Source organism: Pontibaca methylaminivorans, assembly GCF_900156525.1.
GTDB lineage: Bacteria > Pseudomonadota > Alphaproteobacteria > Rhodobacterales > Rhodobacteraceae > Pontibaca > Pontibaca methylaminivorans.
Genome location: NZ_FTPS01000001.1, coordinates 2206743 through 2226320 on the forward strand (window position 1 = coordinate 2206743; position 19578 = coordinate 2226320).

24 protein-coding genes and 1 pseudogene are annotated in these 19578 nt (G+C 63.4%); 23 read left to right on the forward strand and 2 right to left on the reverse strand.

Features of this window, described 5'->3' with window-relative positions:
* The 8 genes from secF to B0B01_RS10740 all read left to right on the forward strand — a co-directional run bounded on the left by secF (position 1) and on the right by B0B01_RS10740 (position 4851).
* Complete coding sequence (secF, locus tag B0B01_RS10705; protein ID WP_076649849.1) at positions 1-969, forward strand: protein translocase subunit SecF; 969 nt, start codon at positions 1-3, stop codon at positions 967-969.
* A 113-nt stretch (positions 970-1082) separates the two neighbouring features.
* Complete coding sequence (locus B0B01_RS10710; RefSeq protein WP_076650186.1) at positions 1083-1436, forward strand: Mth938-like domain-containing protein; 354 nt, start codon at positions 1083-1085, stop codon at positions 1434-1436.
* Between the two features lie 53 nt (positions 1437-1489).
* The gene (gene ccmA / locus B0B01_RS10715; protein WP_076649850.1) at positions 1490-2110 is read left to right on the forward strand and encodes a heme ABC exporter ATP-binding protein CcmA; all 621 of its coding nucleotides are present in this window, start codon (positions 1490-1492) and stop codon (positions 2108-2110) included.
* Complete coding sequence (gene ccmB, locus B0B01_RS10720) at positions 2107-2763, forward strand: heme exporter protein CcmB (protein ID WP_076649851.1); 657 nt, start codon at positions 2107-2109, stop codon at positions 2761-2763. Before ccmA ends, ccmB begins: the two co-directional genes overlap by 4 nt.
* Positions 2764-2808: 45 nt before the next feature.
* The gene (locus B0B01_RS10725) at positions 2809-3558 is read left to right on the forward strand and encodes a heme ABC transporter permease (protein ID WP_076649852.1); all 750 of its coding nucleotides are present in this window, start codon (positions 2809-2811) and stop codon (positions 3556-3558) included.
* Entirely contained in the window at positions 3555-3704 is a 150-nt protein-coding gene (gene ccmD / locus B0B01_RS10730) for a heme exporter protein CcmD (RefSeq protein ID WP_083946177.1), read from the forward strand. Before B0B01_RS10725 ends, ccmD begins: the two co-directional genes overlap by 4 nt.
* Before the next feature lies 1 nt (position 3705).
* On the forward strand, positions 3706-4248 hold the full coding sequence (locus B0B01_RS10735) for a DsbE family thiol:disulfide interchange protein (RefSeq protein ID WP_076649853.1): 543 nt from the start codon (positions 3706-3708) through the stop codon (positions 4246-4248).
* A 165-nt stretch (positions 4249-4413) separates the two neighbouring features.
* Complete coding sequence (locus B0B01_RS10740) at positions 4414-4851, forward strand: acetyltransferase (RefSeq protein ID WP_076649854.1); 438 nt, start codon at positions 4414-4416, stop codon at positions 4849-4851.
* 91 nt (positions 4852-4942) lie between these two features.
* On the opposite strand, the gene B0B01_RS10745 is transcribed toward B0B01_RS10740, so the two are convergent.
* The gene (locus B0B01_RS10745; protein ID WP_076649855.1) at positions 4943-5455 is read right to left on the reverse strand and encodes a MarR family winged helix-turn-helix transcriptional regulator; all 513 of its coding nucleotides are present in this window, start codon (positions 5453-5455) and stop codon (positions 4943-4945) included.
* 210 nt (positions 5456-5665) lie between these two features.
* Between B0B01_RS10745 and ectA the strand changes: the two genes are divergently transcribed.
* The 4 genes from ectA to B0B01_RS10765 are packed head-to-tail and all read left to right on the forward strand — an operon-like array spanning position 5666 to position 9386.
* A complete protein-coding gene (gene ectA / locus B0B01_RS10750) occupies positions 5666-6205 on the forward strand; it encodes a diaminobutyrate acetyltransferase (protein ID WP_076649856.1) in 540 nt (179 codons plus the stop codon).
* 45 nt (positions 6206-6250) lie between these two features.
* The gene (ectB, locus tag B0B01_RS10755) at positions 6251-7543 is read left to right on the forward strand and encodes a diaminobutyrate--2-oxoglutarate transaminase (RefSeq protein ID WP_076649857.1); all 1293 of its coding nucleotides are present in this window, start codon (positions 6251-6253) and stop codon (positions 7541-7543) included.
* Positions 7544-7547: 4 nt separating this feature from the next.
* A complete protein-coding gene (locus B0B01_RS10760; RefSeq protein ID WP_076649858.1) occupies positions 7548-7943 on the forward strand; it encodes an ectoine synthase in 396 nt (131 codons plus the stop codon).
* A gap of 6 nt (positions 7944-7949) precedes the next feature.
* Positions 7950-9386: an aspartate kinase gene (locus B0B01_RS10765; protein WP_076649859.1), complete on the forward strand. Its 1437-nt coding sequence runs from the start codon at positions 7950-7952 to the stop codon at positions 9384-9386.
* 170 nt (positions 9387-9556) lie between these two features.
* Here B0B01_RS10765 and B0B01_RS10770 read toward each other — a convergent pair whose 3' ends face one another.
* Positions 9557-9907: a RidA family protein gene (locus B0B01_RS10770; protein ID WP_076649860.1), complete on the reverse strand. Its 351-nt coding sequence runs from the start codon at positions 9905-9907 to the stop codon at positions 9557-9559.
* 338 nt (positions 9908-10245) lie between these two features.
* Between B0B01_RS10770 and B0B01_RS10775 the strand changes: the two genes are divergently transcribed.
* The 11 genes and pseudogenes from B0B01_RS10775 (at position 10246) to B0B01_RS10825 (ending at position 19560) form a co-directional block, all read left to right on the forward strand.
* Positions 10246-10782: a TetR/AcrR family transcriptional regulator gene (locus B0B01_RS10775; RefSeq protein ID WP_234967759.1), complete on the forward strand. Its 537-nt coding sequence runs from the start codon at positions 10246-10248 to the stop codon at positions 10780-10782.
* Positions 10783-10905: 123 nt separating this feature from the next.
* Positions 10906-12003: an efflux RND transporter periplasmic adaptor subunit gene (locus B0B01_RS10780; RefSeq protein WP_083946292.1), complete on the forward strand. Its 1098-nt coding sequence runs from the start codon at positions 10906-10908 to the stop codon at positions 12001-12003.
* A 9-nt stretch (positions 12004-12012) separates the two neighbouring features.
* The gene (locus B0B01_RS10785; protein ID WP_076649862.1) at positions 12013-15129 is read left to right on the forward strand and encodes an efflux RND transporter permease subunit; all 3117 of its coding nucleotides are present in this window, start codon (positions 12013-12015) and stop codon (positions 15127-15129) included.
* A pseudogene (locus B0B01_RS10790) lies at positions 15095-15883 on the forward strand (TrbI/VirB10 family protein); the annotation flags it as partial. The gene B0B01_RS10785 and the pseudogene B0B01_RS10790, both read left to right, overlap by 35 nt.
* Before the next feature lie 2 nt (positions 15884-15885).
* Complete coding sequence (locus tag B0B01_RS10795; protein WP_076649863.1) at positions 15886-16122, forward strand: DUF2274 domain-containing protein; 237 nt, start codon at positions 15886-15888, stop codon at positions 16120-16122.
* 106 nt (positions 16123-16228) lie between these two features.
* A complete protein-coding gene (locus tag B0B01_RS10800; RefSeq protein WP_076649864.1) occupies positions 16229-16597 on the forward strand; it encodes a hypothetical protein in 369 nt (122 codons plus the stop codon).
* Positions 16594-16791, forward strand: coding sequence for a helix-turn-helix transcriptional regulator (locus B0B01_RS10805; RefSeq protein WP_076649865.1), 198 nt, complete (start codon positions 16594-16596; stop codon positions 16789-16791). The genes B0B01_RS10800 and B0B01_RS10805 overlap by 4 nt, the downstream gene beginning before the upstream one ends.
* 162 nt (positions 16792-16953) lie before the next feature.
* Complete coding sequence (locus B0B01_RS10810) at positions 16954-17274, forward strand: hypothetical protein (RefSeq protein WP_076649866.1); 321 nt, start codon at positions 16954-16956, stop codon at positions 17272-17274.
* Entirely contained in the window at positions 17271-17624 is a 354-nt protein-coding gene (locus tag B0B01_RS10815) for a toxin-antitoxin system TumE family protein (RefSeq protein ID WP_076649867.1), read from the forward strand. The genes B0B01_RS10810 and B0B01_RS10815 overlap by 4 nt, the downstream gene beginning before the upstream one ends.
* On the forward strand, positions 17621-18010 hold the full coding sequence (locus tag B0B01_RS10820; RefSeq protein ID WP_076649868.1) for an HVO_A0114 family putative DNA-binding protein: 390 nt from the start codon (positions 17621-17623) through the stop codon (positions 18008-18010). The genes B0B01_RS10815 and B0B01_RS10820 overlap by 4 nt, the downstream gene beginning before the upstream one ends.
* Positions 18007-19560, forward strand: coding sequence for a recombinase family protein (locus B0B01_RS10825; RefSeq protein WP_200805419.1), 1554 nt, complete (start codon positions 18007-18009; stop codon positions 19558-19560). Before B0B01_RS10820 ends, B0B01_RS10825 begins: the two co-directional genes overlap by 4 nt.
* Positions 19561-19578: the final 18 nt, after the last annotated feature.

A 19578-nucleotide genomic window follows, 5' to 3' on the forward strand; every position in this document is an offset into this window, starting at 1 on the left:
ATGCGCCTGAAACTGGTTCCCGCGGAAACGAAGTTCGACTTTTTCAGGCTGGGGTGGTTCTGGCTTGGCCTGTCCATCCTGCTGGTGATCGGCTCGATCGGTTCCTACGGGGTGCGCGGGCTGAATTACGGCATCGACTTTCTCGGCGGCACCACGATCCGCACCGAAAGCGCGCAGACGGTGGACGTGGGCGAATATCGCGCGGCGCTGAGCGCGCTGAATCTCGGCGACGTGCTGATTTCCGAGGTCTACGACCCGAGCTTTGGCAGCGACCGCAATGTCGCCATGGTGCGGATCCAGTCGCAGGACGCCACCGCCGCGGTGACGCCCGAACTGATCGCCGAGGTCGAGGCAGCCCTGAAGGAGGTCGCGCCCGACATCCGCTTCGTTTCGGTCGAATCGGTCGGGCCCAAGGTCTCGGGCGAATTGATCCGTACGGCGATCCTGGCCGTCGCGGGCGCGCTTGGGGCAATCCTGATCTATGTCTGGTTCCGCTTCGAGTGGCAGTTCGGCGTCGGGGCGGTGCTGGCGCTGCTTCATGACGTGATCCTGACCATCGGCATCTTTTCGGTGCTGCAGATGAAATTCGACCAGACCACCATCGCGGCGCTGCTCACGATCGTCGGCTATTCGATCAACGACACGGTGGTGATCTTCGACCGCGTTCGCGAAAACGCCCGGAAATACAAGAAAAAGCCGCTGCGCGATCTGCTGAACCTGTCGATCAACGAGACGCTTGCGCGCACGGTGATGACCGCATTCACCACGCTGCTGGCGCTTTTCGCGCTGTTCTTCCTGGGCGGAGATGTGATCCGGGGCTTTGTCTTCGCGATGATCTGGGGGGTCGTGGTCGGAACCTATTCCTCGGTATTCGTGGCCTCGGCCGTCGTGCTGCGGCTTGGGCTCAAGCGCGACTGGACCACCCCGAACAAGCCGAGCGGCAACAAGTTCGCCGATATCGACGCCTGAGGGCAAGGCGCCCCGCGGGCAGGGTGGTTCGGCAGCGCCGCCGGTTCGTCCCGTTTGTCGGCGCGCCGGTTTCCTGTCATCCTGCGGGCCTTGCCGTGCCGGGGGAGCAAATGATGCAGATCAACGAGGTGAGCTTTGGCGATGCCATGCCGGTCGACGGCTACGGCCCCGGTTTCTTCCGCCTGGGGGGCGAGATCCGCAGCGGCGCGATCCTGATCAGCCCGCTCGGCGCGCGCTCCTGGGGCGGATTTGAATCGCTCGATCCGCTGCTGGCCCTGTCGGGGGTGGTCGATGTCCTTTTCATCGGCACCGGGGCCGAGATCGCCCATCTGCCCGAGAGGCTGCGCCATGCGCTCGACGACGCCGGGGTCGGAATCGAAACCATGGCTTCCCCTGCCGCCTGCCGCACCTATAACGTGCTCCTGGCCGAGGGGCGGCGCGTTGCGCTTGCGGCCCTGCCGGTGTGAGCCGCCGCCGGTGGCGCGGTCTGGTCGAGTGACGGGAAACGGGTGAGGGGCACATGAGGCTCGAGGTCAGCGATCTTGCCATCGCGCGGGGCGGCATCCCGGTGCTCGAAGGGGTGGCGCTTGCGCTGGACCCGGGGGCGGCCCTGGTGCTGCGCGGCCCGAACGGCATCGGCAAGACCACGCTTCTGCGCACCATCGCCGGGCTGCAGCCGCCGCTTGCCGGCCGCATCGCTGGCGGCGGAGAGCGGATCGCCTATGCCGGCCATGCCGACGGGATCAAGCCCACCCTCACCGTTGCCGAGAACCTGTCCTTCTGGGCCCGTGTCTTCGGTGGCGGCGCGATCGCACCGGCGCTCGATGCCTACGCGCTTTCGGATCTTGCCGCGCGGCCGGCCGGGGCGCTTTCCGCCGGGCAGAAGCGCCGGCTCGGACTTGCGCGGCTTCTGGTCACGGGGCGGGAACTCTGGATCCTCGATGAACCCACGGTTTCGCTCGATACGGCGGCGGTCGGGATGTTCGCGGATGCGGTGCGGGGCCACCTCGGCCGGGGCGGGAGCGCGCTCATCGCCACGCATATCGACCTCGGGCTCGAGGCCGGGGCGCTTGATCTCACGCCATTCCGCGCCGTTCCCGCGCCGCTTGCGGCCGATGATTTCGACAGGGCATTCGCATGAGCGCGCTGCTGCTGCGCGAGCTGCGCCTTGCGCTGCGGGCCGGGGGGGGCTTCGGGCTTGCGCTTGCGTTCTTCCTGATCGTGGCGGTTCTCGTGCCGCTCGGTGTCGGGCCGGAGGGCGCGCTGCTCGGCGCGATCGCGCCCGGGATCCTCTGGCTCGGGGCGCTGCTCTCCTGCCTGCTGTCGCTTGACCGGCTGCTGGCGCTCGACTGGGAGGACGGCACGCTCGATCTTCTGGCGACGGCGCCGCTGCCGCTCGAATCGGTGCTGATCGTCAAGGCCGCCGCGCATTGGCTCACCACGGCGCTGCCGCTCGTGCTCGTCGCGCCGGTGCTCGGCCTGCTGCTGCATCTGCCGGGGCCGGCGCATGTCTGGCTGGTGGTCTCGCTCGCGGCCGGCACGCCGGCGCTGTCGATGATCGGCACGTTCGGCGCCGCGCTCACCGTCGGGCTCAAGCGCGGCGGGCTGCTGCTCAGCCTGCTCGTGCTGCCGCTCTATGTGCCGAGCCTGATCTTCGGCGCCGAAGTGGTGCGCCGGGGCGGGGAGGGACTCGCGACCTCGACCCCGCTCATGCTGCTGGCCGGAATCAGCGCCGCCTCGGTCGCCCTGCTGCCCTTTGCCAGTGCCGCGGTCCTGCGCGTCAATCTGCGCTAGGGAATGTGAATTGTCGTGCCGCGAGAGAAAGGCTAGAGAGCGCCCATGTCGCTTTGGGAATATGCCAATCCGAAGAAATTCCTCGCCCTTTCGGAGCGGGTGATGCCGGTGCTCTGGGTGCTGGCGCTCGGGCTGCTCGTGGGTGGCCTCGCCTGGGGATTCTTCTTCACGCCGGATGATTACCGGCAGGGCTCCACGGTGAAGATCATCTATCTGCACGTGCCCGCGGCGCTGCTGGCCATCAACATCTGGCTGATGATGCTTGCCGCCTCGCTGGTCTGGCTGATCCGCCGCCACCATGTGAGCGCGCTGGCGGCCCGGGCCGCCGCGCCGATCGGGGCTGTGATGACGCTGATTGCGCTGGTGACGGGCGCGATCTGGGGGCAGCCTATGTGGGGCACCTGGTGGGAATGGGATCCGCGCCTCACCTCGTTCCTGATCCTGTTCCTGTTCTACCTTGGCTATATGGCGCTCTGGTCGGCGATCGACGATCCCGACACGGCGGCGGACCTGACCGGGGTGCTGTGCCTCGTCGGCTCGGTCTTTGCGCTGCTGTCGCGCTATGCGGTGAATTTCTGGAATCAGGGGCTGCATCAGGGGTCGTCCTTCCTGCGGGTGGCGGCGCTTGGCGGTGACAGCGCCGAGCGGGTCAGCAACGTGTTCTTCTATCCGCTCCTGACCTGCATCGCGGGCTTCGTGCTGCTGTTCCTTGCGCTGCTGCTTTACCGCACCGGGACCGAGATTCGCGCCCGCCGCATCAAGGCGCTGCTGGCCCGCGAAAGGATCGCCTCGTGATCCCCGAGCTTGGAAAATACGCGCTTCCGGTGCTTTCGGCCTATGGCGCGACGATCGGCCTCCTGATCGCGCTGGTGCTGGCGTCGATCTGGCGCGGGCGGCGCGTGCGGACCATGATGCGCGAACTCGAGAAACGGATCGGATAGCATGGCTCGACTCTCGCCGATGATGATCATCCCGCTGGCGATCTTCGCCGGTTTCGTTGGTCTTGCGCTGGTCGGGATGATGCGTGAAGACCCGGAGGCGCTGCCCTCGGCCCGCCTGAACCAGCCGGCCCCCGCGGTGCAGGTCGAGGCGATGCAGGGAGAACCCGGCTTTACCGATGCCGACCTGCGCGACGGGCAGGTGAAGCTTGTGAATTTCTGGGCAAGCTGGTGCGCGCCCTGCCGGGTCGAGCATCCGAACCTGACCGCACTGGCGCAAGAGGGCATCCCGGTCCTTGGCGTGAACTACAAGGACAAGCCCGAAAATGCCCGCGCCTTCCTGGACGAACTGGGCAATCCCTATGCCGCGCTCGGCGCGGACCGGTCGGGGCGCATGGCGCTTGACTGGGGCGTTTACGGCGTGCCCGAAACCTATGTGATCGGGGCTGACGGCACCGTGCTCATGCGCTTTGCCGGCCCGGTCACCCAGCGCGTGATCGACGAGAAATTCCGCCCGCTTCTGGAACGGCAAACGGCTGCCGACTAGGCCGTAAACTCATAAACTCATAAACTCATAAACTCATAAACTCTCAGCCACAGCCGCATTGAGCCGAGTTGGCCATGGCGACCCTTACTCGGGATCGGCGGCGAAGCATAAGCCTTTTCAGCGGCTCTCTTCACTCAGTTAATCAAAATATCATATCCTGAGACCATGACTGTGATCCGACGTTCCCGCCCCGCCGACTGGCCCCGCATCATCGAAATTTGGCGAGGCGCGGTTGACGCTACTCATGACTTTCTAACGCCTGAGGATCGTCTCGCCATTGACGAACTGGTGTGCGGTTTCCTTCCGCAGGCTCCACTCTGGCTAGCGGTTGATGAACATGACTACCCGTTGGCCTTTATGCTGATCGACGATGGACACATGGAGGCTCTGTTTGTTGATCCCGCCCGGCGCGGAACCGGTATTGGTGCTGCCCTGGTGCAGCACGGCCTGACGCTTCATTCCCAAATGACAACCGATGTCAACGAGCAGAATGGTCAAGCTGTTCGCTTCTATGAACGAATGGGATTCAGACGGACAGGCCGCTCGCCCATCGACGGACAGGGCAGGCCATATCCGCTCATCCACCTGGAATGTTCGAGCTGATTGGCCGCCCTCCGGGCATCAGACCCGGCAGCTTCATTGTGCTGAAATTAATGGGTTCACGGGCCTGGACAGCCCCCGGGGGGTGCAGTTGTCAGCCTCTGCGCGGCGAGCGGTCGTTGCGGATGTCGCGCACCGCGAGGACGGGCGAGGCGTCGATGTCTTCTGCATTCAGCAGCGCCGCCACCCGCTCGAGCGAGGCGACAAGCTGCGCCTGTTCCCAGTCGGCAAGCTGTTCGAAGGCGCGCACATATTGCAGTTGCAACGCATCGGGCGCGCTTTCCACGGCGGCAAGGCCCGCATCGGTGATGGTCACATCGACCTGCCGGCGGTCGGTGCGTGACGGCACGCGGGTGACGAAACCATTGCGCTCGAGCCGGTCCACCAGCGCCGAGATCGTGGCCTGGGTCACGCCCATCCGGGTCGAGAGCATCTTGGGCGTCGCGCCCGCCCGCGGATTCGCCGCCACGAGCTGCAGCACGCGCAGCTGGGCCGGAGAAAGGCCGGCGGCCTGCGCAAGCTTGCGTTCGTAAAGCTCGGTCGCGCGGAGAATGCGCCGCAAAGCGACCAGACTTTCGTCGGTGCGGTTTCTGGAGGATGTCGCCATATGCGGAGTGTCGCATGTGACGCCGAGGTAAGGCAACGGGATAAATAGATAGACAAGCGATGTAAAAATTGCGGCCCTTTCCGTGCGCAATCCATAAATTACACATGATTTTGTATGGTTATGCGGCAAACCTAATGTAGACATGAGAGCTTGAAATTTCAGACCACCTGCATTATTTAGCTTGTCGAACGAAAGTAGAGGGACCAGACCATGCCGAAAGACGCTGAAGAACCCCGAACCCGGATGCCCCGCCTGCGCAAACCTGTTGCGCGGGACGGGGCCGAAATCTGGGAGCTTGTGCGCCGTTGCAAGCCGCTCGATGAAAATTCGATGTATTGCAACCTCGTCCAGGCCGAGCACTTTCGTGACACCTGCGTGCTTGCCGAAGACCCCGACACCGGCGCCTTGCTCGGCTGGATCTCGGGCCATCTGATCCCGGGCACGGGCGCGCTTTTCGTCTGGCAGGTCGCGGTCAGCCCCGAGGGGCGCGGGCAGGGGCTTGGATGCCGGATGCTCGCCGAACTGGTGAGCCGCCCCGAATGCGGTTCCGCGCAGGAAATGTGCACCACCATCACCCGCGACAATCAGGCGTCATGGGCGCTGTTCCGCCGTTTCGCCCGCGACATCGGCGGCACGCTGAGCGAAGCCCCGCATTTCGAACGCGACGCGCATTTTGACGGGCGGCACGCGACCGAACATCTGGTCACGATCAGCCTGCCTGCTGAGAGTTCCGCGAAAAGAGCGGCCTGAGCGCGTCATTCCATCCCGATCCGACCTTCAATGAAAGGAAGACCCATGCCCCTGAGCATGAACGATAACGCTGTTTCCATTTTCAAGCGCCGCGAAAGCGCCGCGCGCTCCTATTGCCGCAGTATCCCGGCGCTGTTCACCCGCGCCAGCGGTTCGACCCTGACCACCGCCGAGGGGCGGGAGTATATCGACTTTCTCGCCGGCTGCTCGTCGCTCAACTACGGGCATAACGATCCGGACATGAAGCAGGCGCTGATCGACCATATCGCGGAGGACGGGCTGGCCCACAGTCTCGACCTGCATACCGACGCCAAGGGCGCGTTCCTGACCGCTTTCGAGCGCCATATCCTGCGCCCGCGCGACATGGATCACCGCGTCATGTTCACCGGACCGACCGGCGCCAATGCGGTCGAGGCGGCGATGAAGATCGCCCGCAAGGTGACGGGCCGGAACAACATCATCGCCTTCACCAACGGCTTTCACGGCGTCACGCTCGGCGCGCTTGCCGCGACCGGCAACGGCTATCATCGTGGCGGCGCCGGGGCGGATCTGGGCGGCGTGACGCGGATTCCTTATGACGGCTTCCTTGGCGACGAGGTGGACAGCGCCGATTATCTCGAGGCCATGCTGACGGATTCGTCCTCGGGCGTCGATGCTCCGGCGGCGGTCATCTTCGAAACCGTGCAGGGCGAGGGCGGACTCAATGCCGCAAGCCGCGAATGGATCGAGCGTGTGGCGAAACTCGCCCGTGATCATGGCGCGCTGCTGATCATCGACGACATTCAGGCCGGCTGCGGCCGCACGGGCACGTTCTTTTCCTTCGAGGGAATGGATATTCAGCCCGACATCGTCACCATGGCGAAATCCATCTCGGGCTTTGGCCTGCCGATGGCGCTGACGCTGGTGCGCCCGGAACACGACGTGTTCGGCCCGGCCGAGCATAACGGAACCTTCCGCGGCAATTCGCATGCCTTCGTCACCGCCCGCGTCGCGATCGAGAAATTCTGGGCCGACGATGCCTTCCAGACGGAACTGGCCGAGAAGGCCGAGCTTCTGACCGAGGGGCTGCGGCGCATGGCCGACGTGGTGCCGGGCGCCCGGCTCAAGGGGCGCGGCCTCATGCAGGGGGTCGATGTGGGCAGCGGTGAACTCGCCGGTGAAATCTGTGCCCATGCCTTCGAGCAGGGGCTCGTGATCGAGACCTCGGGTTCGGACGATCAGGTGGTGAAGGTGCTGGCGCCGCTCACGACCCCGGCCGAGACCTTCCGCAAGGGGCTCGACATCATGTTCGACGCCACACGCGCCGTGACCGCAAAAACCAGCATCGCCGCGGAGTGACATCATGATCGTTCGCGATTTCAATGAACTGAAACACACCGACAAGGCGGTTTCCGATGCGCGCTGGACCTCGGTGCGGATGCTTCTGGCCGACGACGGGATGGGATTTTCCTTTCACATCACCGTGATCGAGGCCCGTTCGGAACATCAGTTCCATTACAAGCATCACTTCGAAAGCGTCTATTGCGTCTCGGGCCGGGGTTCGATCACGGACCTCGGCACCGGAGAAACCCACGAGATCCGCCCGGGCGTGATGTATGCGCTGAACCTGAACGACAGGCATGTCGTGCGGGCCGAGGAAGAACTGGTCCTGGCCTGCGTGTTCAACCCGCCCGTCACCGGAACCGAAGTGCACCGAGAGGATGGATCCTACGCGCCGGCGCAAGAACTGGTCGGCTGACATATCATGACCCAATCAAATCACACCGTGGAAAAGATCGGCGGAACCTCCATGTCGCGGCTCGACGAGTTGCGCGACACCCTGTTCACCGCCGGCCGCTCGGGGGACGAACTTTACAACCGCGTCTTCGTGGTCTCGGCCTTCGGCGGCATCAGCGACCTGCTGCTTGAACACAAGAAGACCGGCAAGCCCGGCGTCTATGGCGAATTTGCCAGCGCCGACAACCACCATGGCTGGCACGAGGCACTGACCCGCGTGAGCGCGGCCATGAATGCGGCGCACAAGGCGGTGCTCGACCACCCCGCCGACGTGGCCCAGGCCGACGATTTCGTGCAGGAACGTATCGAGGGGGCGCGCAACTGCCTTGTCGATCTTCAGCGTCTCTGTTCCTACGGCCATTTCCGCCTGTCCGAACATCTGCTGCAGATCCGCGAGCTTCTGGCCGGGCTGGGCGAGGCGCATTCCGCCTTTGTCACCGCGCTCATGCTGCAACGCGCCGGCATCGACGCGCGCCATGTCGACCTGAGCGGCTGGCGTGACGACGGCGGCGTGAACCTGGACCAGCGCATCAGGGATGCGATGGATGGCATTGATGTAACGAAAGAAATGCCCATCGTCACCGGCTATGCCCAATGTGTCGAGGGCCTCATGCGCGAATATGACCGTGGCTATTCCGAGGTGACGTTTTCCCGGCTTGCGGCGCTGACCGGTGCGCGCGAGGCGATCATTCACAAGGAATTCCACCTCTCCTCGGCCGATCCGAAGCTGGTCGGCGCCGATGCCGTGCGCAAGCTCGGGCAGGCGAATTACGATGTGGCGGACCAGTTGTCCAACATGGGGATGGAGGCGATCCACCCGAGCGCCGCCAAGACCCTGCGCCAGGCCGGGGTGCCGCTGCGCGTGACCAACGCGTTCGAACCCCAGGATCCGGGCACGCTGATCGACGACCGGCCTGCGGAACGGCCGGCGGTCGAGATCGTCACAGGGCTCGACATCATCGCGCTCGAAGTGTTCGAGCAGGACATGGTGGGGGCCAAGGGCTATGACGCGGGGATTCTGGACGTGCTGACGCGCCACAAGGTGCGGATCGTGTCGAAAGTGTCGAATGCCAACACGATCACCCATTACGTGGACAGTTCGCTCAAGACCATGCGGCGGGTCGAGCGCGACATCGCCGCGCTGTTCCCCTCGGCGACGATTTCCTCGCGCACGCTGGCCATGGCCTCGGTGATCGGGCGCGATCTTTCGGGGCTCTCGGTGCTGACCCGGGGGCTCGTCGCCATCGGTGAGGCGGGACACGAGGTGCTCGGCGCCTCACAGGGGCCGCGCAACGTGGATGTGCAGTTCATCCTCGACCGCGACCAGCTCGCCCCGGTGATCAAGGCGCTGCACCGCGTCTTTGTCGAGGAAGAAGACAGTGCGGGGTTGCGCCGCGCGGCCTGAACGGTTGCGGCAGTTCCCGCGCGTCGCGCGGTGCCTTGAGATACAAGTGAAAAACGCCACCCGGATTCGGGTGGCGCTTTGCCGTGTGATAGTTCTTGCGGATCGGGTCGATCAGCCGGCACATTTGATGAAGCGCCGGCCGGGATCACCGGCCCGCGCCTGCGAGCGGATCAGGACTCCGGCAGTGCCGCGACGATGATGATCTCGACGCGGGCGCCGGGCACCGCGACGCTGACCTGGCCGCAGTTGCGGGTCGGCGCGCAGCCCTCGGGAACCCAGGCGTCCCAGACCTCGTTCACGGCATCATAGTCGCCCATGTCGTGCAGCCAGAGCGTGGCCTGCAGCAGGTGCCGCTTGTCGGTGCCGGCTTCCGCCAGCAGCGCGTCGATCCGCGCAAGGCAGCTATGAGTCTGGTCCGTGACCGTGTCGCCCTCGCCGACCTGACCGGTCAGATAAACGACGCCGTTGTGGCGCAGGACGGGGCTGGAGCGGGTTTTGGTGCGAAACCGTTCGATGGTCATGTCTCGTCTCTTTCAGTTTACCAAAGATCAACGGACGGTCTTGCCCGCCCCGCCCGAAAGGTCAAGGGCGCCCCCGATCGGCCGGCCGACGCCCCGGCCCGGCGGGTCCGTGACCGTCTCCGCGCGGAATATGCTCTGCCAGGCCTTGGAGGTCGGGTCGAGGCCGATGCGTTCCGGACTCGGGAAGCCGCGTTTCCGCAGAAGTTACGCGTGCAAAGCATAAAGTTTCCAGCTTGACCTTCTTTTTTGATTTCCATACGAACGGTCGGACTGAAATGAGGATCACCATGACGTGCAGGCGTGCAGGACGCAAGCGGAGGATCGACAGCGAAGAGCTGATGGCTGCCATCGAAAGGGTCGCCCGCCGTACCGGTATGGATGGGCTCAGCATTGATGCCGTCGCGCGCGAGGCCGGCATCAGCAAGTCCAGCGTCCTTTATGATTGTGGCAACAAATCTGCCCTGCTGGCCGAGTTCATACGATACCGGCTCGAAACCTACAGCCGGAATTGCGATGAGGCGCGGACCCGTTATCAGGGCCAATCGAACCCGTCATTCCGGGCGATGATCGAAAATCACCGTACCGCTCCGACGGATGAGGAAATGTCGGTCGCCATGTTGATCTGCGCAGGCGCTGGAAAAGATGCCAATTGCCGGGAGATCATGCGCGAAAAGATCACCGAGGACACACAGCGCGTCATCGACGAATCTGCGGATAAAAACAGGATTTTACAGGCTTTTCTTGCGTTGCACGGATTGGCCTTTCTTGAGTATTTCGGCTTTTGCCATTTCGATGAAGGCATCCGGAACCAGTTGCTTGATGATCTGATGTCCATCGCGGAAAACGATCATGGCGACCGGCCGGCTGGAGCCTGACCTCCCTTCACCTATCGCCAGCTTGAAAGAATGAAGATGCCTTCCATGAAAAGGATCTCGGGCGCGGCAGTCCTGCTGCTGACCAGTCTGTTTTTTCCCGCCGTTCCGGCCGTCGCGCAGGATATGCCTCCTGTGGCTGTCACTGTGCAGCAGATGCGCGGCCATCCGTTGCCGGTCGTCAACGAATTGCCTGGCCGCGTGGCGGCAACGCGCACCGCCGAAGTGCGACCGCGTGTCGACGGCATCGTCGTGTCGCGGGTGTTCGAGCAGGGCCGGTTCATCGAGGAGGGGGAGGTTCTCTACCGGATCGACCCGGCGGGTTTCAAGGTGCGTGTGGCCAGCGCCCAGGCCACGCTGGCGCGCGCGAAGGCTGCACAGTTGAACGCCGCTGACCGGTTGCGCCGGGTCGAGGCATTGCGCGAACGCGGGGTGAGCGCCGGAGTGGAGCTGGACAATGCCGTCACCGCGGTCGCGCAGGCTGATGCGGATGTTGCCATAGCCGAGGCCTCATTGCAGGAGGCGCAGCTGAATCTCGGCTACACCGCCGTTACCGCTCCGATCAGTGGCGTTGTCGGTCGTGCGCTGGTCACCGAGGGCGCGCTGGTCAATGCCCAGAGCGACGTGATGGCAACGATCCAGCAGCTTGACCCGGTCTATGTGGATTTCACGCAGTCCTCGTCCGAAGTCTTTGCGCTGCGACGCGCCCTCGCTGCAGGCCGCCTGAACATGATCTCGGACGACGCGGCGCAGGTTCAGCTTCTTTTCGACGACGGGAGCGAATATGCCCATGCCGGCAGGCTGCTGCTGTCCGAGGCCAGTGTGGACAGCACGACCGGCCAGATCACCTTGCGGGCCGAGTTCCCGAATCCCGATGGCGACCTGCTGCCCGGTCTTTACGTTCGCATCCGTATCGAACAGGCCCTGCGCGAAAATGCTTTGACCATCCCGCAGATGGCGGTGCAGCGCGACCAGTCGGGTCAGGCATATGTCTATGTCCTGAAACCGGAAGATGAAGACACGGTTGCCCGGCGCGATGTGATCCTCGGTCGGACCACCAACAATCTCTGGCTGGTCGAGGAAGGTCTGCAGGAAGGTGACCGCGTGGTGATCGCGGGTGCGCAGAAGCTCTATCCTGATGCCCAGGTCGCGCCCCAGATGGTCGAACAGGATGATGACGGCGACGCGGATGACGACGCGGTTGCCCCAGAGACAGCAGAGTGAGACAGGCAGATGGCACAAGTTTTCATCCATCGGCCGGTACTGGCCTGGGTCATCTCGATCTTTATCGTGATTGCGGGCCTGATTGCGCTGCCGATCATTCCTGTGGCGCAGTATCCGCAGGTCGCGCCGCCGCAGATCTCGATCTATGCCACCTATACCGGCGCCTCGCCGAATGAGATCTATCAGTCGGTTTCGCAGCCCATCGAAGAGGAACTGAACGGCGTCGAGGGGCTGGATTACTTCGAATCCACCTCGGCCGCGTCCGGTTTCGTGCAGATCACCGCGACTTTTGCGCCCGGCACCGACATCGCCCGCGCGCAGGTCGATGTGCAGAACGCCGTGTCGCGGGTGGAACCGGTGCTGCCGCAATCGGTCGTGGATATGGGGATCACCGTGCAGGAGGCCGGCGCGGGGTTTCTGATGATGGTCGCGCTGGTGTCGGATGACGCCAGCATTGATGCCACCGGACTGGGCGACTACCTGAACCGCAACGTCGCGGGCGAATTGCGTCGTCTGGAAGGTGTCGGCCGGGCGCAGGTGTTCGCTTCGGAACGCGCCATGCGCATCTGGGTCGACCCCGACAAGATGACCGGTCTGAACCTGGCCTCGTCCGATGTCGTGAATGCGGTCCGGGCGCAGAACGCGCAGGTCTCGGCCGGGCAGATCGGGGCCGACCCGAACCCCTATGGCCAGCAGTTGACCGCCACTGTATTGATCAAGGGCCAGCTGACCGATCTTGAGGAATTCGAGAACATCGTCCTGCGCGCCAATCCCGATGGATCCACCGTGCGGCTGAAGGACGTGGCGACGCTGGAGATCGGGGCCGAGGATTACATGTTCAGTTCAAAACTGAACAACCAGCCCGCTGCCGCGCTCGGGGTCCAGCTTTCGACCACCGGCAATGCGCTGAGCACCTCGGGCCTTGTGCGCGACAAGATGGAGGAACTGTCGCAGTTCTTTCCCGAGGGCGTCAGCTATGTGATTCCCTATGACACGACGCCCTTCGTTCAGGCATCGATCGAAAAGGTGGTGCACACCCTTCTGGAAGCGATCGCGCTGGTCTTCCTTGTGATGTTCCTGTTCCTGCAGAACATGCGCTACACCATCATTCCGATCATCGTCGTGCCGATCGCGCTGATGGGCACGGTCGGAGTGATGCTGGCGGCGGGGTTCTCGATCAATGTCCTGACCATGTTCGCGATGGTGTTGGCCATCGGGATCCTGGTCGATGACGCCATTGTCGTGATCGAGAACGTCGAACGCATCATGGCCGAGGAAGGATTACCCCCCAAAGAGGCGACCCAGAAAGCCATGGGCCAGATCTCCGGGGCGATCATCGGCATAACGCTGGTTCTGGCAGCGGTTTTTGTTCCGATGGCGTTCTTTCCCGGTTCGTCCGGGATCATCTATCGCCAGTTCGCCCTCACCATGGTGGTGTCGATCCTGTTCTCGGCCTTCCTGGCGCTGACGCTGACCCCGGCGCTGTGTGCCAGTTTCCTGAAACCGATCAAGGGCCATCAGGAAAAGCGGGGTTTCTTCGGCTGGTTCAATCGCCGCTTCGAGGCCCTGACCGCGCGTTACAGCCGCGCCGTGGCCATTGCGGTGCGTCGTGTGGCGCTGGTCATGCTGGTCTATGTGGCGATTGTTGCCGGAACCTTCATGGGCTTTTCCAGCCTGCCGAGCGGCTTTCTGCCCAACGAGGATCAAGGCTTCATCATCGCCGATATCCAGACCCCGCCGACCGCCAGTTCCAGGCGCACGGATGAGACCATCGCCGCAGCGACCGACATGTTCCTGCAAATCGAAGGGGTCGAGAACTCCGTCGGCATTCAGGGCTTCAGCTTTTCGGGGCAGGGGCCGAATGCCGGGCTGATGTTCATCACCTTCAAGGACTGGGCCGACCGCGACCTGACCGCGCAGGACATCGCCAATGACGCGAACGCAAAGATGTTCGGCTATCAGGATGCTCAGTTCTTTGCCCTGTCTCCGCCGCCGATCCCCGGCTTCGGCACCTCGGGCGGTTTTTCCTTCCGGCTGCAGGACCGTGGCGGACTGGGTCAGGATGCCTTGCAGGCGGCGGCGAACCAGTTGATGACCAGCGCGCAGGATGGCGGACTTGTCACCGGGCTGCGGATCGAGGGGCTGCCGCCCGCCGCACAGGTCTTTGTCACCATCGACCGCGAAAAAGCCAATGCCTTCGGTGTGGCCTTTGCCGATATCTCGACCACGCTGTCGCAATATCTGGGTTCGGCCTATATCAACGACTTCCCCAATGCCGGCAAGATGCAGCGGGTGACGATGCAGGCGCAGGACGGATCGCGCATGCAGGCCGAAGACATCCTGAACCTGACCGTGCGCAACAGCCAGGGCGGCATGGTGCCGTTTTCGTCCTTCGCGGCTGTGGCATGGGAACAGGGGCCGTCGCTGGTCGTGGGCTACAACGGCTATCCGGCGCTGCGCATCGCCGGTCAGGCGGTCGAGGGCGTCAGCTCGGGCGATGCCATGGCCGAGATGGAGCGTCTGGCGCAGGAACTGCCCGAAGGCTTCGGTTATGAATGGACCGGCCAGTCGCTGGAGGAGCTTCAGTCGGGCAATCAGTCCACGATGCTGTTCGCGATGAGCTTTCTGTTCATCTTCCTGCTGCTGTCGGGCCTGTACGAAAGCTGGTCGATCCCCCTGTCGGTGATGCTGGTGGTGCCTTTGGGCATCCTTGGCTGCGTGCTGGCGGTAATGCTGCGCGACATGCCCAACGACATCTATTTCAAGGTGGGGCTCATTGCGATCATGGGGTTGTCGGCGAAGAACGCCATTCTGATCGTGGAATTCGCCAAGGATCTGCGGCAGGAGGGGGAAAGCCTGATTGACGCGGCAGTCCATGCCGCCCGGCTGCGCTTCCGCCCGATCCTGATGACGTCGCTGGCCTTCACCCTGGGCGTGGTGCCGCTGGCAATCGCTACCGGGCCGTCCGCTGCGAGTCAGAACGCCATCGGAACCGGTGTGATCGGCGGTATGATCGCCGCCACCATTTTGGCCATCTTCTTCGTGCCGGTGTTCTTCGTCTTCGTGATCGGAATTTTCAGCCGCCTGAAGTCCAACACCAGATCGGCGCCTGAAACGGCGGGATGAGGCGGCCCGCCTCAGTAACGTGTTCTTCCAGTCCGGACCGCGTTCTGGTGGGACAGCCGGAACGGCAATGCCCAGCATCGGCGGGATAGGCGGACAACAACCAGATGAGTCTGGGCAGAACCGGCATGCCGCCTTCCTCAATGGGCCGGTGGACCGGCAGACCGTCGCCCCGGATCGCGTCGCGCCGCCGGCATCGCCCTACATCCTTCAGGCCGGGGCCGTGATCCCGGCGGCGCTCATCACCGGCATCCGTTCCGACCTTCCGGGCCAGATCACCGCACAGGTGACGGAAAACGTCTATGACAGCCCGACCGGCTCGCTCCTCCTGATCCCGCAGGGCACGCGCATCATCGGTCAATACGACGATGGCGTGACCTTCGGCCAGCGTCGCGTGTTGCTGGTGTGGAATCGCCTGATCCTGCCAGGCGGCCGTTCCATCGTTCTGGAGCGCCTGCCGGGTGCGGACGCCAGCGGCTATGCGGGCCTTGAGGATGGCGTCGATTACCATTGGTGGGATCTGATGAAGGCGGCAGGGCTTTCCACGCTGCTCGCAGTCGGCACGGAACTGGCGACGAGCGACGAGGATCGGCTGATCCGCGCCATCCGCGACGGGGCACAGGATACCGTCAATCAGGCCGGCCAGCAGATCGTCCAACGCCAGTTGCAGGTTGCGCCGACATTGACGATCAGGCCCGGTTTTCCGGTCAGGATCATCGTCACCTGCGACCTTGTATTCGAGCCGGCAGGAGGCTGACCATGACCAAGTTGAAACTCGGCCCGCTGCCCGACGACAAGCCCGTGAAAGTCACGCTAGAGCTGCCCGCAACGCTCAACCGCGATCTGATCGACTATGCCACGGTGCTGACCCGAGAAACCGGCAAGCCCGTTGCCGATCCCATCAAGCTCATCGTGCCGATGCTGGAACGGTTCATCGCCACGGATCGCGGTTTCGCCAAGGCTCGGCGCGCTATGGCAACCTTGCGAGTTGGATGACGGCTATACGGGCGGAGTGGCCACTCGCCCAAATGTAAAGTAAGCTTGACATGCACTGTCTTGCCACCTAAAAGTAAAGTATGCTTTACACTATGCGGAGACAAAAATGCGCGGACTGCTTCTTCTCTTGGTCGGATTTGCCACCTACGCTGCGATGCTGATCGTTTCTCAGCGGGTTCTCGCGGGCGGTATCGAGAGCCAATCGGCCAGCACTCTGATTGCACTTAGCCCGATGTTGCCAGCCGCGTTCATTTGCGGAGTGGTTATACGCAGCATCCGGCATCTGGACGAAATGCAACGCAAGCTCCAGTTCGAGGCTCTTGCGCTGTCATTTGCAGGAACTGCTTTGATTACGTTCGGTTACGGCTTTCTTGAAGGTGCAGGATTTCCGAAGCTCTCAATGTTTGCTGTGTGGCCTTTGATGGCAGCGATCTGGTTCGTCGGCGTCATGATCGGACGTTTGCGCTTCAAATGAACAACCGCATTCAGGAGTTTCGCCAGCAAAGGGGGTGGTCACAAGCGGACCTCGCCACCCGTCTAAAAGTCTCGCGACAGACAGTGAATGCCCTTGAACGCGGGCGCTATGATCCAAGCCTTCCGCTCGCGTTCAGCATCGCACGGCTCTTCGGCTTGACAATCGAAGAGGTCTTTCAGCCAGAGCAGGAGTGAAACCGTAGGTCGGATATGGGCTCCTTTGCGACATGACGTAAGGGGTGCCGCCAGCGCGTAGGCGCAAATGCGGCACGCTACAGGCCGCCGACTGCCCTCCATGGTTCGCCTAATTCCGGGGCTTAGAGCGCCCCGGAATCCACCTGAACCAAGGAGGATTCCATGTCCGCAGAGCGCCGCCGTGCCCGCAAAGGGCGACCGCGACAGCCCGTTCCCGAGACACTTCCCGACGATCTTTTCGACTATGCCGACGAACCCACGCCGGACGCCCGGGAGCGCCGCAGGTCGCCGCTTCGCATCGTCGATGTGGAGTCGTTGCCCGTCGTCGACGACTGGCCCGAGAAGGTGCCGATCACCGAGGAAGAACTGCAAATCTTCGAGCGGTATTTCGGGGATGTGCTCGACCGGCTGTTCGGGCCAATCGACGATCCTGACAATGAAGGCTTGCCTAAGTTACCATCAGATGGTAACAGTGAGTCATGAGCGAGGATCGTGACCCGAGCCTCGACACGCTTCTTCACCTCGACGGTCAGGTGCTCGTTGTCGATCCCGAGGGCGGCCATTGGGTGAAATTCGTTGTCACCCGCGTTCCGGCCTCGCCGGAAAAGCCGCACGGCCTCGATTACTCGCTCACGCTTCACGGGCCTTCGGGCGAACGGCTGGTTGGTTTCGACAATGCCCATCCGGTCGGCCGAGGCAGGAGGGGCGAGCCGATGGACCATAGGCATCGTCTCCAGACCGTGAAGCCCTACGCCTACGAGGATGCGGCCACGCTGTTGGCCGACTTCTGGCAGGCGGCGGACGCGGTTTTGAAGGAGCGAGGTGACCTATGACCACATTGAAAGTCGGGATTGCCGACTATGAAGAAATGAAGGCCCGTACCATGCGGATCGCGCGCGGCGAGGAAAAGCCAGCGGCGGACGATCCGAAGGTGTGGTTCACGTCAACGGAATCCTTCGCGCAAATCCTGTCCAGCGGGAACCGCGAGTTGCTGCGCGTCATCGACGAGCAGTCTCCCGGCTCGCTGGAGGAACTGTCGCAGATCACCGGGCGGACCAAACCGAGCCTGTCCCGAACCCTCAAGACGATGGCGAGCTACGGCCTGATCCGCATGGACCCCGGTGAGGGTCGAAAGCTGATGCCGAAGGTGTTGCACGATCGCGTGTCGCTGGAACTGCCGCTGATCCAGCGCCCGGCCGCGAAAGGAGGCGCACTATGAATATGCAAAGTCCCCATGTTGCGCTGCGCGCTGCACTCTACCTGCGCGTCTCCACCACGCGGCAGGCAGAGCATGACGTGTCGATCCCCGACCAGCGCAAGCAGGGCGAAGCCTATTGCGCCTCACGTGGCTATCAGCTTGTCGAAACCTTCGTGGAAGCGGGCGCTTCGGCCACCAATGACCGCCGCCCCGAGTTTCAACGGATGATCGAGGCCGGCACGTCCAAGCCCGCGCCTTTCGATGTTGTCGTGGTCCATTCGTTCAGCCGGTTCTTCCGCGATCACTTCGAGCTGGAGTTCAACGTCAGGAAGCTCGCCAAGAACGGCGTCAAGCTGGTGTCAATCACGCAGGAAATGGGCGACGACCCCATGCACGTCATGATGCGGCAGATCATGGCGCTGTTCGACGAATACCAGTCGAAGGAGAACGGCAAGCACGTCATGCGGGCCTTGAAGGAGAATGCGCGGCAAGGCTTCTGGAACGGCTCCCTTCCTCCCATCGGCTACCGTGTTGTCGATGCCGAGCAGCGCGGCGCGAAGATGAAGAAGAAGCTGGAGGTTGACCCGCTCCATGCCGACACCGTGCGGCTGATCTTCCGTCTCGCATCGGAAGGCGACGGCACGTCCGGCCCCATGGGCGTCAAGAACATCGTCAACCACCTGAACAAGCATCGCATGTTCACTCGCAACGGCGGGCGTTGGGGTATCGGCCAGCTTCATCGTGTTCTGACCCGCCGCACCTATATCGGCGAGCATCGCTTCAATCGCCGCTCCAACAAGGGCGTGGTGAAGCCCGAGGAAGAAATCGTCACTGTCGCGGTGCCGCCCCTGATCGACCTTGAGATATTCGAGGCCGTGCAGAATCGGTTGAAGGTCAACAATCCGAAGGTGACGCCGCCGCGTGTCGTCAGCGGCCCGAACCTGCTGACGGGCATTTGCCATTGCGGCAATTGCGGAGGCGCGATGACGCTGCGCACCGGCAAGAACGGCCGCTATCGCTATTATGCCTGCTCGATTCGGGCACGGCAGGGCGAAACCGGCTGCAAGGGCCGCGCGATCCCGATGGACAAGCTCGACCGCATCGTGGTCAGCCACATCGAGGAAAGGCTGCTGGACCCCGAGCGGATCGAAGATGTGCTCGCCTCGCTGCTAGATCGCCGGCAGGAGAGCGTCGAGCGGCGCGGCCAGCACATCGCCGAATTGAACCAGCGCGCGGCCGAGGCCGACATGCGCCTCAAGCGGCTCTACGAGGCTATCGAGGCCGGTTCGCTCGACCCGGCCGAATCCGCCCTCGGCGAACGCATCGCGGGCCTTACTGCGATACGGGATCAGGCACGGGCCGACGCCGTAAGGACCGAAGCCATGCTGAAAAACTCGGCCCATAAGGGCCTCACAGGGGCGGCCGTGCGAGAACTGGCGGCCGAGGCCCGCACCGGGCTTCGGCTCGAAAAGGGCGGCTATCGGCGGGATCACGTCCGGGCTTTCGCCCGAGCCATGTCGAGGTCGCGGACGACGCGATCTACATCAACGGCAGCAAAAACACGCTGTTGAGGACGCTGATAGCCACTA

Excerpts from the sequence above, each read along its gene's own strand:
- B0B01_RS10825 (WP_200805419.1), top strand. The coding sequence starts at position 18,007 with ATGAATATGCAAAGTCCCCATGTTGCGCTGCGCGCTGCACTCTACCTG.
- B0B01_RS10735 (WP_076649853.1), top strand. The coding sequence starts at position 3,706 with ATGGCTCGACTCTCGCCGATGATGATCATCCCGCTGGCGATCTTCGCC.
- B0B01_RS10800 (WP_076649864.1), top strand. The coding sequence starts at position 16,229 with ATGCGCGGACTGCTTCTTCTCTTGGTCGGATTTGCCACCTACGCTGCG.
- B0B01_RS10785 (WP_076649862.1), top strand. The coding sequence starts at position 12,013 with ATGGCACAAGTTTTCATCCATCGGCCGGTACTGGCCTGGGTCATCTCG.
- B0B01_RS10820 (WP_076649868.1), top strand. The coding sequence starts at position 17,621 with ATGACCACATTGAAAGTCGGGATTGCCGACTATGAAGAAATGAAGGCC.
- B0B01_RS10780 (WP_083946292.1), top strand. The coding sequence starts at position 10,906 with ATGCCTCCTGTGGCTGTCACTGTGCAGCAGATGCGCGGCCATCCGTTG.
- B0B01_RS10745 (WP_076649855.1), bottom strand. The coding sequence starts at position 5,455 with ATGGCGACATCCTCCAGAAACCGCACCGACGAAAGTCTGGTCGCTTTG.
- B0B01_RS10740 (WP_076649854.1), top strand. The coding sequence starts at position 4,414 with ATGACTGTGATCCGACGTTCCCGCCCCGCCGACTGGCCCCGCATCATC.
- B0B01_RS10765 (WP_076649859.1), top strand. The coding sequence starts at position 7,950 with ATGACCCAATCAAATCACACCGTGGAAAAGATCGGCGGAACCTCCATG.
- B0B01_RS10710 (WP_076650186.1), top strand. The coding sequence starts at position 1,083 with ATGCAGATCAACGAGGTGAGCTTTGGCGATGCCATGCCGGTCGACGGC.
- B0B01_RS10760 (WP_076649858.1), top strand. The coding sequence starts at position 7,548 with ATGATCGTTCGCGATTTCAATGAACTGAAACACACCGACAAGGCGGTT.
- ccmB (WP_076649851.1), top strand. The coding sequence starts at position 2,107 with ATGAGCGCGCTGCTGCTGCGCGAGCTGCGCCTTGCGCTGCGGGCCGGG.
- ectA (WP_076649856.1), top strand. The coding sequence starts at position 5,666 with ATGCCGAAAGACGCTGAAGAACCCCGAACCCGGATGCCCCGCCTGCGC.
- ccmA (WP_076649850.1), top strand. The coding sequence starts at position 1,490 with ATGAGGCTCGAGGTCAGCGATCTTGCCATCGCGCGGGGCGGCATCCCG.
- B0B01_RS10725 (WP_076649852.1), top strand. The coding sequence starts at position 2,809 with ATGTCGCTTTGGGAATATGCCAATCCGAAGAAATTCCTCGCCCTTTCG.
- B0B01_RS10810 (WP_076649866.1), top strand. The coding sequence starts at position 16,954 with ATGTCCGCAGAGCGCCGCCGTGCCCGCAAAGGGCGACCGCGACAGCCC.
- B0B01_RS10815 (WP_076649867.1), top strand. The coding sequence starts at position 17,271 with ATGAGCGAGGATCGTGACCCGAGCCTCGACACGCTTCTTCACCTCGAC.
- B0B01_RS10805 (WP_076649865.1), top strand. The coding sequence starts at position 16,594 with ATGAACAACCGCATTCAGGAGTTTCGCCAGCAAAGGGGGTGGTCACAA.
- secF (WP_076649849.1), top strand. The coding sequence starts at position 1 with ATGCGCCTGAAACTGGTTCCCGCGGAAACGAAGTTCGACTTTTTCAGG.
- B0B01_RS10795 (WP_076649863.1), top strand. The coding sequence starts at position 15,886 with ATGACCAAGTTGAAACTCGGCCCGCTGCCCGACGACAAGCCCGTGAAA.
- ectB (WP_076649857.1), top strand. The coding sequence starts at position 6,251 with ATGCCCCTGAGCATGAACGATAACGCTGTTTCCATTTTCAAGCGCCGC.
- B0B01_RS10775 (WP_234967759.1), top strand. The coding sequence starts at position 10,246 with ATGGCTGCCATCGAAAGGGTCGCCCGCCGTACCGGTATGGATGGGCTC.
- B0B01_RS10770 (WP_076649860.1), bottom strand. The coding sequence starts at position 9,907 with ATGACCATCGAACGGTTTCGCACCAAAACCCGCTCCAGCCCCGTCCTG.